This window comes from Streptomyces sp. NPDC051243, from assembly GCF_044455405.1.
Lineage (GTDB): Bacteria > Actinomycetota > Actinomycetes > Streptomycetales > Streptomycetaceae > Streptomyces.
In genome coordinates this window covers 13,362-25,223 of record NZ_JBITES010000021.1, presented here as the reverse complement: position 1 = coordinate 25,223, position 11,862 = coordinate 13,362, and the positions used below count along the sequence as shown (strand labels likewise).

At 71.5% G+C, this 11,862-nt stretch carries 11 protein-coding genes; 8 read left to right on the top strand and 3 right to left on the bottom strand.

Annotated features, from left to right (window positions below; translation table 11 throughout):
* Positions 1-170: 170 nt before the first annotated feature.
* The 3 genes from ACIBAG_RS39765 to ACIBAG_RS39755 form a co-directional block, all read right to left on the bottom strand.
* A complete protein-coding gene (locus tag ACIBAG_RS39765) occupies positions 171-830 on the bottom strand; it encodes a LuxR C-terminal-related transcriptional regulator (protein WP_399112518.1) in 660 nt (219 codons plus the stop codon).
* A 509-nt stretch (positions 831-1,339) separates the two neighbouring features.
* A complete protein-coding gene (locus ACIBAG_RS39760) occupies positions 1,340-2,716 on the bottom strand; it encodes a sensor histidine kinase (protein ID WP_399112267.1) in 1,377 nt (458 codons plus the stop codon).
* 127 nt (positions 2,717-2,843) lie between these two features.
* Positions 2,844-4,055, bottom strand: coding sequence for a sensor histidine kinase (locus ACIBAG_RS39755; protein ID WP_399112265.1), 1,212 nt, complete (start codon positions 4,053-4,055; stop codon positions 2,844-2,846).
* A 293-nt stretch (positions 4,056-4,348) separates the two neighbouring features.
* Between ACIBAG_RS39755 and ACIBAG_RS39750 the strand changes: the two genes are divergently transcribed.
* From ACIBAG_RS39750 to ACIBAG_RS39715, 8 genes are read left to right on the top strand one after another with little or no spacing between them, the layout of a single operon-like run.
* Positions 4,349-4,771 (top strand): NADH-quinone oxidoreductase subunit A, encoded by a 423-nt coding sequence (locus ACIBAG_RS39750; protein ID WP_031477938.1) that lies wholly within the window; start codon positions 4,349-4,351, stop codon positions 4,769-4,771.
* Positions 4,762-5,514, top strand: coding sequence for an NADH-quinone oxidoreductase subunit B (locus ACIBAG_RS39745; protein ID WP_399112263.1), 753 nt, complete (start codon positions 4,762-4,764; stop codon positions 5,512-5,514). The genes ACIBAG_RS39750 and ACIBAG_RS39745 overlap by 10 nt, the downstream gene beginning before the upstream one ends.
* Positions 5,511-7,121, top strand: coding sequence for an NADH-quinone oxidoreductase subunit C (locus ACIBAG_RS39740; RefSeq protein WP_399112261.1), 1,611 nt, complete (start codon positions 5,511-5,513; stop codon positions 7,119-7,121). Before ACIBAG_RS39745 ends, ACIBAG_RS39740 begins: the two co-directional genes overlap by 4 nt.
* The gene (locus ACIBAG_RS39735) at positions 7,118-8,086 is read left to right on the top strand and encodes a complex I subunit 1 family protein (RefSeq protein ID WP_031477932.1); all 969 of its coding nucleotides are present in this window, start codon (positions 7,118-7,120) and stop codon (positions 8,084-8,086) included. The genes ACIBAG_RS39740 and ACIBAG_RS39735 overlap by 4 nt, the downstream gene beginning before the upstream one ends.
* 2 nt (positions 8,087-8,088) lie before the next feature.
* Positions 8,089-8,787, top strand: coding sequence for a NuoI/complex I 23 kDa subunit family protein (locus tag ACIBAG_RS39730; protein WP_399112259.1), 699 nt, complete (start codon positions 8,089-8,091; stop codon positions 8,785-8,787).
* Positions 8,784-9,476 (top strand): NADH-quinone oxidoreductase subunit J, encoded by a 693-nt coding sequence (locus ACIBAG_RS39725; RefSeq protein ID WP_399112258.1) that lies wholly within the window; start codon positions 8,784-8,786, stop codon positions 9,474-9,476. Before ACIBAG_RS39730 ends, ACIBAG_RS39725 begins: the two co-directional genes overlap by 4 nt.
* Complete coding sequence (nuoK, locus tag ACIBAG_RS39720) at positions 9,476-9,865, top strand: NADH-quinone oxidoreductase subunit NuoK (RefSeq protein ID WP_399112256.1); 390 nt, start codon at positions 9,476-9,478, stop codon at positions 9,863-9,865. The genes ACIBAG_RS39725 and nuoK overlap by 1 nt, the downstream gene beginning before the upstream one ends.
* Complete coding sequence (locus tag ACIBAG_RS39715) at positions 9,862-11,856, top strand: NADH-quinone oxidoreductase subunit L (protein ID WP_399112254.1); 1,995 nt, start codon at positions 9,862-9,864, stop codon at positions 11,854-11,856. Before nuoK ends, ACIBAG_RS39715 begins: the two co-directional genes overlap by 4 nt.
* Positions 11,857-11,862 lie beyond the last annotated feature (6 nt).

Below are 11,862 nucleotides of genomic sequence, written 5' to 3'. Positions count from 1 at the left end.
AGGTCGCCCTCCCGGGGCCATTCGCATGACGGACATGATTTTGAGACGCTTCGCCACCCTGACTTGTCATGATTTACACGCCCCCCGGCGCTTGCTTACAAGACGCTCCCCGCACGTTCCCTGGTTCTAGGCCCCGACGGAGCCCCGCTATCTGACACGGTGTCAGACCGTCAGGAGTTCAGATAGGTGAGGACCGCCAGAACACGGCGGTGGTCCCCGTCGCTCTGGGACAGCCCGAGCTTGAGGAAGATGTTGCTGACGTGCTTCTCGACGGCGCCGTCGCTCACCACCAGCTGCCGGGCGATCGCGGAGTTGGTCCGCCCCTCGGCCATGAGCCCTAGGACCTCCCGCTCCCGCGGAGTGAGCCCGGCGAGCACGTCCTGCTTACGGCTGCGGCCCAGCAGCTGAGCGACGACCTCCGGGTCGAGGGCAGTCCCCCCTTGCGCCACCCGCACGACCGCGTCCACGAACTCCCGAACCTCCGCCACGCGGTCCTTCAGCAGATAGCCGACTCCGCGGCTGGAACCGGCCAGCAGTTCGGTGGCGTACCGCTCCTCCACGTACTGCGACAGGACGAGTACCCCAAGTCCGGGGTGTGCCTTCCGCAGCTGTACGGCCGCCCGCACCCCTTCGTCCGTATGCGTGGGCGGCATCCGTACGTCCGCGACCACCACGTCCGGCAGCTCGCCCTGTCCCTCCAGCTCGGTGATGGTCTTGATCAGCGCCTCGCCGTCACCGACGCCCGCCACGACCTCGTGCCCACGGTCGGTCAACAGCCGGGTCAGTCCCTCCCTGAGCAGCACCGAGTCCTCGGCGATGACCACCCGCACCCTGTCCTCCACGATCCTCGGCCCCCCGTGCCTCGGCGATCGGCCGAGCGTGTCCCGGCCCTGTCGTCCCTCGCGATCTCAGTATCCCGCGATCGGCTCTTCGTTTCCGGGCCTGTGGATAACCCGCTCGGTCCAGTTCAGGTCGCGCGGGCGCCGGGGAGGCGCGCCGGGGCGCATGCTGAGGGAGCGCTTGCGGACATCGGGGCAGATGCTGAGGGAGCGCTCGCCGACAACGGGGCACGTGTTCGGGGAGTGCTTGCTGACAAACGGAAGGCCGGCCCCGAATGAACCGGAGCCGGACTCCTACCGCAGTGGGCCGAACGGCACACCCGCCCACAGGGTCACCGACCTTCACCGTCCCGTCGACCGGGAGGACGGGATCACGGCGATCTCCCTGCCGAAGTCGGCCCCGCCGACGCTGAAGGAGCTCGTCGACGAGGTGCGGCGCTGGACCGCCGCCCTGCGGCTCGGGCTTGCTGGCGATCACGACCTCGACGTTCGTCCCCGAGCTACACGGTCCGCCAGGGAAGCTCCGCCGTAACCCGGGTCGGCCCGCCGACCGGCGAATCCACCACCAGAATCCCGTCCACCGCGTCCAGCCGCTCCGCCAGCCCGGCCAGCCCCGACCCCCCGGAGACATCGGCGCCACCGACCCCGTTGTCCACGACCTGCAGCATCAGCCGGTTCTCCACGCGCCACACATCCACGGCCGCCCAGGTGGCCCGCGAGTGCTTGCTGATGTTCTGCAGCAGCTCCGACACCGTGAAGTACGCGATCCCCTCGATCGCCGGCACCGGCCGCTCCTCCAGGTCGACCTGTACCTCCACCGGCACCGTGCACCGCGAGGCCACCGCCGACAGGGCCGCGTCAAGGCCCCGGTCCGTCAGCACCGCCGGATGTATGCCGCGCGCCAGGTCCCGCAGCTCCTGAAGGGCCGTCTTCACCTCGCCGTGCGCCTCGTCCACCATCCGGGCCGCGGCCTGCGGGTCCTCCGTGAGCTTCTCCTTCGCCAGGCCCAGGTCCATGGCCAGGGCCACCAGGCGGGCCTGGGCGCCGTCGTGCAGGTCGCGCTCGATGCGCCGCAGGTCGGCAGCGGCCGTATCGACCACGACACCACGGTCCGACTCCAGCTCCACCACGCGCGTGGCCAGCCGCGACGGACCGAGCAGGCCGTGCACCATCACCCGGTCGACCATCGTCAGCGCCCGGACGATCCAGGGAGTCGCGAGGGTGAAGAGAAGGCCCACCAGGGCGGTCACCGTGATCTCGAAGGGGTTGTCCAGGTAGATGCGGTGGGTCTCGTCGCCGTAGAGCTGAAGGCCGTCCTGGCCCGCCCACACCGGGAACACCCAGAACCACAGCGGATAGGTGAGCAGCGCCCAGCCGTACGCCCATACGTTCACGGCGACGACGAAGGAGAACACCGCCCACGGGAAGTGCAGCAGCGCGTACAGCAGGGTCCGCCACGACGTCCCGCTCTTCAGCACCGCGCCCATCCAGGCCACGAAGCCGCGCCGTCGCATCCGCAGCGGCTCAGGCTCGGCCACGTTCAGGTCGAGCAGGACACGCGCGCGTGCCCGCTCCAGGGCGCCGAAGCCCCGGCAGCCGGCGAGGGCCGCCGCCAGCACCGGTATGCCGAGGAACGTCACCAGCAGGCCCATGCCCAGCGACACCATCGTGATGGCGTACACGAACAGCAGGATGCTGATCGGCAGGCTCAGCAGCACATACCCGAACTCGCGCCAGCTGCGCGCCTCGAACGGCGCCCGCAGTCCGGCCGGCAGCCGGTGCCGTCGCTCGCTCCCGTGCTCGGCAAAGCCGCTCGCGGGGCCGCGCTCGGGGAAGCCGAGCCCGTGCCCGTAGCCCTGTCCGTACTCCGTGGCCATCGGCGTCGTCCGTTCTCCTCGTCCCGTCAGCCCCGGTCGCCGGGGCTGTGCCGTCGTACCTCCACCCTGCTCGACCGCAGGTCGGCGGACCATGGAGGCCGTCGGCCTCTTGAACGGGGGGTTTTCCCTACCCCTGCCCGGGGGTGCGGTCCCGCCAGGGCAGCTCCGCCGTCACCGTCGTGGGACCACCCTGCGGCGACTCGACGACGAACAGGCCGTCCACCGCGTCCAGCCGGTCGGCGAGCCCGCGCATGCCCGTGCCGCCGTCGAGGCTCGCGCCGCCGCGCCCGTCGTCCCACACCTGGATGAGCAGCCGGTCGTCCGACCGCCACACATCGACCGACGCCGACTTCGCCCAGCTGTGCTTGCTGATGTTCTGCAGCAGCTCGGAGACGGTGAAGTAGGCGATGCCCTCGATGGCCGCGGCCGGTCTGGACAGCAGGTCGACCGACACCTTCACCGGCACCGTGCAGCGCGAGGCGACCGCCGACAGGGCGGCGTCCAGACCGCGGTCGGTGAGGACGGCCGGATGGATGCCGCGCGCCAGATCGCGCAGTTCCTGCAGCGCGAGCTTGACCTCGCCGTGCGCCTCCTCGACCATCGCCGCCGCCGAGTCGGGGTCCTCGAGGAGCTTCTCCTTGGCCAGACCCAGGCCCATGGCGAGGTTGACCAGACGGGCCTGCGCGCCGTCGTGCAGGTCGCGCTCGATACGCCGCAGATCGGCGGCCGCCGTATCCACGACGACCCCCCGGTCCGACTCCAGCTCGGCGATACGGCGCTCCAGCTCGTCGGAGGGCGACAGCAGGCCGCGCACCATCGCCCGGTCCGCGTTGGCCAGACCCCGCGCGATGAAGGGCAGCACCGGCCACAGCACGAACAGCGAGGTCAGCGTGATGGTGAAGGTGAGGATGCCCCAGGGCAACCGGATGAAGTCGTACAGGACCGTCCGCCAGCCCACCGGGTCCTTCAGCGCCAGCCACAGCTGCGGGAAGAAGCCGTTCCTGCTGCCGCCGCGCAACGGCAGCGGACTCGGTTCGTCCACCCGCACCCCGAGCAGCGCACGCGCGCGTGCCCGCTCCAGCTTGCCCAACTGCCGCGCGCCCATCAGCCCGGCCGCGAGCAGCGGGAACCCGATCACCGTCACGGTCAGCCAGGCACCGGTGAACAGCACCGTGACGACGTAGACGAAGCCGAGCACCGACACCGGAAGGTTCGCCAGGAGGTGCGCGATCTCCTTCCACGTGGTCCGGTCGTAGGCGAAACGGGCGGGTGGCAGCGGCGGCTGGTCGCTGTCGGGCCGCCCGGCGGCCTTCCGCGATGGGCTGGGGCGCTCGGTCATATGGGCTAGCGTGCCGCGCGGTACGCCGTCGCGCCATGAGGCGGACCCGCGTGATCTCCGGGGGAAAACCCCACCCTCGCGACCCGGCCCCGTGGCGGCCCGCGCGCCGCCGTCGCATCTCGACGAGATCTCAAGGCGTGACGGGCTGCTTACGGTGTCTTTAGCAGGGCCTAGACTCCCGTGCGTACAGATCGTCGAACAGTGGTGTTCACGAGATCACATTTCGCAGGACACTGGTCCCAGGGCCTGTTTCCTGGGGCATCGGTCACGAGGTCAGGGAGCGAGGGACGGACGTGTCGGAACAGACCGTCGTCGTCGCGGCGGATGCGCACTACGTCGTCGTCTCGGCGGACTACTTCCAGTCCTACTCGGTCGTCGGACTGCTAGCCGTCATCGGCGTGCTGTTCGTCGCCGTCGCCTTCGGGGCGGGCCGACTGCTGCGCCCCGTGGTCCCCACGCCCGAGAAGCTGCTGACGTACGAGTGCGGCGTCGACCCCGTCGGCGAGGGCTGGGCCCACACCCAGGTCCGCTACTACGTGTACGCCTTCCTGTACGTGATCTTCGCCATCGACTCGATCTTCCTGTTCCCCTGGGCGACGGTCTTCGCCGACCCCGGTTACGGCGCGACCACGCTCGTCGAGATGTTCGTCTTCCTCGGCTTCCTGGCCGTGGGCCTGCTCTACGCATACAAGAAGGGCGTTCTGGCATGGACGTGACGCCAGACACCAACGGGCAGCCCGTTCTGCTCCCCGAGCCGAAGCGGCTGGGCGCGCTGGCCCGCCTCGCGCCCGAGCCCATGAAGGTGATCCTCAACTGGGGCCGCCGTTACTCCCTCTGGGTCTTCAACTTCGGCCTCGCCTGCTGCGCGATCGAGTTCATCGCCGCGTCGATGGCCCGCCACGACTTCATCCGCCTCGGCGTGATCCCCTTCGCGCCCGGGCCGCGACAGGCCGACCTGATGGTCGTCTCCGGCACGGTGACGGACAAGATGGCCCCGGCCGTGAAACGCCTGTACGAACAGATGCCCGAGCCGAAGTACGTCATCTCCTTCGGCGCCTGCTCGAACTGCGGCGGCCCCTACTGGGACTCCTACTCCGTCACCAAGGGCGTCGACCAGATCATCCCGGTGGACGTGTACGTCCCCGGCTGCCCGCCACGCCCCGAGGCGTTGCTCCAGGGGATCCTGAAGCTCCAGGAGAAGATCGCGCGGGAGTCGCTGGGGGAGCGGTACGCGGGTGCGGCGGGGCGGCCGTCGACGGCGGCTCTGCAGAGTGGGCTGGTGCGGGGGCCTGGGGGCGTGGGCGCCGGTGGCGGTGCCGGTAGCACCGGTGCTGGTGGTGCTGGTGGTGCTGGTGGTAGCGGTGCTGCTGGTGGTGAGGGCTATGGCGGCGCAGGTAACGGTGCTGCCGGGGCCGATGGCGTTGCTGGTACTGCCGGCACGGAGGAGGCGCCCCGATGACCACGATCGGCTGGCTGCCCGCCCCCGTCGAGGACCTCTTCGGCCCGGAGGCCACGGCCGAGGAGTCGTACGAGGTCCTGACGGTCGACGTGCCCCCGACATCCTGGCTCACGGCGCTGGAGACGGCCCGCGACGAGCTGGGCTGCACTTACTTCGACTGGCTGAGCGCGGTCGACGAACCGGGCACCGGTTTCCGCGTCGCGGCCCACGTCGCGGCTCTGTCCCCGGTACGGCGCCTGCTGGTCCGTACGACGGTCCCGCACGAGGCGCCGACGCTGCCCTCAGGGGTGGGCGTCTACGCGGGCGCGGCCTGGCACGAACGTGAGACGCACGAGATGTTCGGCGTACGGTTCACCGACCACCCGGGCTTGGACCACTTGCTCCTCCCTGAGAACTTCGAGGGCCACCCCCTGCGCAAGGACTTCGTCCTGGCGGCCCGTGTCGCCAAGGCCTGGCCCGGCGCCAAGGAACCCGGCGAGTCCGAACACGGCGGCCCGAAGCGCCGCCAGATGCTCCCGCCCGGCGTCCCCGACCCGAACGAATGGGGACCCCTGAAGGGCCAGCTCCCCCCTGCCCCGGCCCGCCCGGCCAGGGGTGCGGGACGCGCGGCGGGGGAGCGCCCGGCGCGGGCTGCGGGGGAGCGGCCGGTGCGGCGTACCCGTACGGCGGCGGAGGGTTCGGCGAGCCAGGCCGGTGCGTCGGCCGGAGCCCCGGAGGCGGGTGCGGTGCCACGTCGCGCTCGTTCGGCGGCGGAGGGTTCGGCGAGCCAGGCTGCGGAGTCCGAGGCTGGGGCATCGACGGCTGCGGCACCGGCGGCGGGTGCGGCCCGGCGGACGCGTACGGCGGCCGAGGGTTCGGTCAGCCAGAGCGCTGCTGCCGGTGCCGAGCCGGCGACGGAGGCAGGCCCGTCTTCCGCGGGTACCGGGACGACGCCGACGGCATCCGGCACGCCGGCTTCGCCACGTCGCCCGCGGAGTGCCGGCGAGGGCTCGGCGAGCCAGCGGGGCGAGGCGCCGACGGACACGACGACCGGGGGAGCGGACGAGCGCGGAGAGGGGGACGGCCGGGGTACGGCGGCGCCCAGCACCTCACCGACCGCGCCCGGCACCTCGTCGGTCCGGCGTTCCCGCAGCGCGAGCGAGGGCTCGGCGTCACAGCGCCCTGGAACGGACACCACCCCGACCGGCCCTCGCCGATCGCGCAGCGCCTCGGAGGGCTCGGCGAGCCAGAGGGCGGTTGACGCGTCTGCCGAGGCCGCGTCCGATGAGGCCGCCTCCGGCAAAGCTTCCGACGAGGCCACCTCCGGCAAAGCTTCCGACGAGGCCGGCTCCGATTCGGCGGCGACCGATGCATCTGCGTCTCCGAGGACCCCCACGGCCCCCCGCAGCCCGGATGCCCCGTGGCACCACGCCCGCCCGGCCTTCGACGAACCGGAACCCGACCGCCAGGCCCAACCCGACCCGCACCCCGGGTCGGCACCCGAACAGAACGACCCCGGCGAGGCGACCACCGCCGAGCCCTCCCCCGGGAGGGACCGGGCGGCGGACCCCGACCAGTCCCCGGAACCAGCCGACGACCCCACCGATCCCTCAGGAGGCCCGCGGTGAACGACGCGCTCGACGTCACCCTGCGACTCCTGATCGTTTTCGTCGTCTTCCTCACCTTCCCCCTGATCATCGGCCAGACCGAGCACAAGGTGATGGCCCACATGCAGGGCCGCCTCGGCCCGATGTACGCCGGCGGCTTCCACGGCTGGGCCCAGCTCGTCGCCGACGGCGTGAAGTTCGCGCAGAAGGAGGACGTCGTCCCGGCAGGCGCGGACCGACGTATCTTCCAGCTCGCTCCCGCCGTGGCCCTCCTGCCGTACCTGCTCGTCCTCCTCGCCATCCCCATCGGCCCGGGCGAGGGCGCGGTCGGCGAGGTCATCGACGCCGGCATCTTCTTCGTCCTGGCGGTCATGGGCGTAGGCGTACTCGGCTCGCTCATGGCCGGCTGGGCCTCCGCCAACAAGTTCTCCCTCCTCGGCGGCCTGCGCACCGCCGCCCAGCTCCTCGCCTACGAACTCCCGATGCTGCTGACCGCCGCCTCCGTCGCGATGGCGGCCGGCACCGTCTCCCTCCCCGGCATCCTGGACGCCTTCGAGTGGTGGTGGCTGCCCTGGCAGATCGTCGGCGCGATCGTCTTCTTCGTCGCCGGACTTGCCGAACTCCAGCGCCCGCCGTTCGACATGCCCGTCGCCGACTCGGAGATCATCTTCGGTGCCTACACCGAGTACACCGGTCTCCGCTTCGCCCTCTTCCTCCTCGCCGAGTACGCCGGAATCGTCGTTCTGTGCGGCCTGACCACCGTCCTCTTCCTGGGCGGCTGGCACGGCCCCTGGGGCGCCGACGGTCTTGGCTGGGTCTGGACCCTGCTGAAGACGGCCGTCCTCGCCTTCATCGTGATCTGGCTCCGCGTCACCTACCCCCGGCTGCGCGAGGACCAGCTCCAGAAGCTCTCCTGGACCCTCCTCGTCCCTCTCTCCCTCGCCCAGATCGCCCTCACCGGCGTCGTCAAGGTGGTGATCCAGTAACCATGGCCATTCCTGGAAGTGGCCTGGCCAAGGGCCTGGCCGTCACCCTCCGCACGATGACGAAGAAGTCCGTCACCGCGCAGTACCCGGACGCCCAGCCCGATCTCCCGCCCCGCACCCGCGGCGTGATCGGCCTGTTCGAGGAGAACTGCACGGTCTGCATGCTCTGCGCCCGCGAGTGCCCGGACTGGTGCATCTACATCGACTCCCACAAGGAGACGGTCCCGGCGGCGACGCCCGGCGGTCGCGAACGCAGCCGCAACGTCCTCGACCGCTTCGCCATCGACTTCTCCCTGTGCATGTACTGCGGTATCTGCATCGAGGTCTGTCCTTTCGACGCCCTGTTCTGGTCCCCGGAGTTCGAGTACGCCGAGACCGACATCCGCGACCTCACCCACGAACGCGACAAGCTCCGCGAGTGGATGTGGACCGTCCCGGCCCCGCCCGCCCTGGACCCCGGTGCGGAGGAGCCGAAGGAGATCGCCGCCGCCCGCAAGACCGCCGAGAAGCTGGCGGCCCAGCAACAGGCCCCGGCTGCCCAGCAGCAGACCGCAACCGCCGAGCCCGCCGCCCCGCCCGCCGCCTCCGGCACGAGCGAGCCGCACGCGGAGGAGCAGGCCCGCGCCGCCGAGCAGCCGACCCGGCCGGCCGGCGAGTCCAAGCAGCAGACGGACCAGCCGAAGCAGGAGGGCCCGGAATGATCCTCACCGCAACCGCCGGCCTTCTGGTGGCGCCTGCGACCACCACTGCCGCCGACGCAACCCACGGCTTCCTCTCCCCGACCGGAGTCGAGATCGCCTTCCTCCTGGTCGGCCTGGTCACCTTCGGCGCCGCGCTGGTCACCGTCACCACCCGGCAGCTGGTGCACGCCGCCCTGTGGCTGGTGGTCACGCTCGGCGGTCTCGCCGTCGAGTTCCTCCTGCTCACCGCCGAGTTCATCGCCTGGGTGCAGGTCCTCATCTACGTCGGTTCCGTCGTCGTCCTCCTTCTGTTCGGTCTGATGCTCACCAAGGCCCCCATCGGCCGCTCCCCGGACGCCGACTCCGGCAACCGCTGGGCGGCCCTCACCGTGGCCGTCGCCAGCGCGGCCACGCTGATCTGGGTGGTCGTCGACGCCTTCCGCACGACCTGGATCGACCTCGACGGCCCCGCCGCCGGCTCCACCAGGGCCACCGGCGAGAGCCTCTTCCAGAACTGGGTCCTGCCCTTCGAAGGCCTCTCCGTCCTCCTGCTCGCCGCCCTGGTCGGCGCGATCGTCCTGTCCCGCAAGGCGAAGGAAACCGCCGAACAGCCCGGCGCGGTCGTCTCCGCTCCGACTCCCGCCGACCGGCCCGGCACCAGCGCCGCCGCCACCGAGCCCGGCGCCCCGAGCGAGAAGGAGACGCGCTGATGCACCTCGCCTATCCCGCCGTACTCTCCGCCCTCCTCTTCTGCACCGGCCTGTACGGCGTCCTCGCCCGCCGCAACGCGATCCTGGTCCTGATGTCGGTCGAGCTGATGCTCAACGCCGTCAACCTCAACCTGGTCGCCTTCGACGTCTGGCTCAGCAAGGCAGCCGAGGAGACCCTGCACTCCGGCCAGGCCCTGACCCTGTTCACCATCACCATCGCCGCCGCCGAGATCGGCATCGGCCTGGCGATCGTCCTCGCCGTCCACCGCAACCGCGGCACCTCGGACATCGACAAGCTCCGCGACACCGCCGAGAGCCACGACAGCGACGGCCCCGACCACGACGCCCTCACGACCGGGCAGGCCGAGAAGGCTGAGGCCACCGCGTGACCACGACCACCCTCGCCGCACTCGTCCCCCTCCTTCCGTTCCTGGGCGCCGCGGCCGGCCTGCTCCTGGGCCGCACGGCCCCCGGCTTCGTCCGCCCGCTGGCCGTCCTGCCGACACTCGTGTCCCTGGTGCTCGCCGCGGTGGTCGCCGTGCGCCAGGGCGGCGACCAGGCGATCAACGCCGCCACCGAACTCACGCCCACCGGCTCGGTCCCGATCGAACTCGCCCTGCACATCGACGGCTTCGCGGCTCTCGTCGCCGTACTCGTCGGCGTCGTCGCCACCTGCGTGCAGATCTACTCGACGGGCTATCTCCGTGAGGACCCGCGCTACCCCTCGTACGCCGCGCTCGTCTCCCTGTTCACCTCCGCGATGCTGCTCGTCGTCTACTCCGGCGACCTGATGGTGCTGCTGGTCGGCTGGGAGGTCATGGGCATCTGCTCGTACTTCCTGGTCGGCCACTACTGGGAGACCCCGGAGGCCCGCGCCGCCTCCATCAAGGCCTTCCTCGTGACCAAGCTCGGTGACGTGCCCTTCCTCATCGGCCTGTTCGCCCTGGCCGGCGACGCCGGGTCCTTCCGCATCACGAAGGTCCTCGGCACCGTCGCGAGCGGCGGACTCGACCACCCGACGCTGATCGCGCTGCTGCTCCTCGCGGGCGTGGCGGGCAAGTCGGCGCAGTTCCCGCTGCACACCTGGCTCCCCGACGCGATGGCAGGCCCGACGCCGGTCTCCGCGCTGATCCACGCCGCGACGATGGTCGCCGCCGGTGTCTACTTCATCGCCCGTCTCCTCCCGGTCTTCGAGGCATCCCAGGCCGCGATGATCGTCCTGGCCCTGATGGCCGCCGTCACGATGATCGGCTCCGGTCTCGCCGCACTCGCCCAGGACGACATCAAGCGCGTCCTGGCCTACTCGACGATCGGCCAGCTCGGCTACATGACCGGCGCCCTCGCCGTAGCCGACCGCGGTGCCGCCGTCTTCCACCTCCTCTCCCACGGCGCCTTCAAGGCACTGCTGTTCCTCGCGGCCGGCGTGATCATCCACGCCGCCGGCACCAACTCCCTGGCCGCCATGTCCCGCATGAGCCACCTGCGCGACCGCGTCCCGGACGCCTTCTGGACGATGACCGTGGCGCTCCTCGCGCTCGCCGCGATCCCGCCGTTCAGCGGCTTCTTCTCCAAGGAGTCCGTCCTCGGGGCCGCCGAGCACGTCGCCACGGGCCACACCGAGCACGCCCCCGGCGCCGCGGGCTGGACCGTCCTCATCGCCGGCGTCGTCACCGCCCTGCTCACCGCCGCGTACGCGACGCGCCTGTGGCTGCTGGCCTTCCGCGGCAGGGGCGCCGAGGCCCCCGACCACGGCAGGCAGCCGCTCACGATGACCGTGGTGCTGTGGGTGCTGGCCGTGCCGTCCCTCGCCGTCGGCGCGCTCGCGTACCGCGCGCTCCCGGACTGGTTCGACGGCCGCGACCTCGCCCCGACCCTCGCCACATCCGTCCTCGGCACGGGGGTGGCCCTGATCGGCGGCATCGTCACCTACGCGGCCTGGCGGCACACGACCTCGCTTACGGCCCGTGTCCCGCTGGGTGCGGTCGCGGCCCACCCCGAGGGCGACGCCGCCCAGGTCGAGGCGGAGGCCATCGCCAGTCACGCGCCCGTGTACGGGGGAGTGGCCTACGCACCGGACCCGGCTGACCCCGGCCGACTCCTGCTCGGCCCGCTGCACCGCCACGCGGCCGTCGGCTTCCACTTGGACGCGGTCTACCGGGCGCTGTTCGTCCGCCCTGTCCAGGGCGGCGCGAGCCTCGTCCGGTTCCTCGACCGCGAGGTCGTCGACACCTACGTAAGTGGCGCGGGCGCCCTACCCCGCTGGCTCGGCATCGCCGTACGGCGTGCCCAGACCGGCAATGTGCAGACCTATGTGAGCGCGCTGCTCGCCGGCACCGTCGTCCTCGCGGTCGCCGCCGTCCTCGTCGCTACGGGAGCGTGAGCAGGC

Bases quoted from the DNA above. Each gene is read 5' to 3' on its own strand.
- ACIBAG_RS39760 (WP_399112267.1), bottom strand. From the start codon at position 2,716: ATGGCCACGGAGTACGGACAGGGCTACGGGCACGGGCTCGGCTTCCCC.
- ACIBAG_RS39755 (WP_399112265.1), bottom strand. From the start codon at position 4,055: ATGACCGAGCGCCCCAGCCCATCGCGGAAGGCCGCCGGGCGGCCCGAC.
- ACIBAG_RS39730 (WP_399112259.1), top strand. From the start codon at position 8,089: ATGGCCATTCCTGGAAGTGGCCTGGCCAAGGGCCTGGCCGTCACCCTC.
- nuoK (WP_399112256.1), top strand. From the start codon at position 9,476: ATGCACCTCGCCTATCCCGCCGTACTCTCCGCCCTCCTCTTCTGCACC.
- ACIBAG_RS39725 (WP_399112258.1), top strand. From the start codon at position 8,784: ATGATCCTCACCGCAACCGCCGGCCTTCTGGTGGCGCCTGCGACCACC.
- ACIBAG_RS39740 (WP_399112261.1), top strand. From the start codon at position 5,511: ATGACCACGATCGGCTGGCTGCCCGCCCCCGTCGAGGACCTCTTCGGC.
- ACIBAG_RS39745 (WP_399112263.1), top strand. From the start codon at position 4,762: ATGGACGTGACGCCAGACACCAACGGGCAGCCCGTTCTGCTCCCCGAG.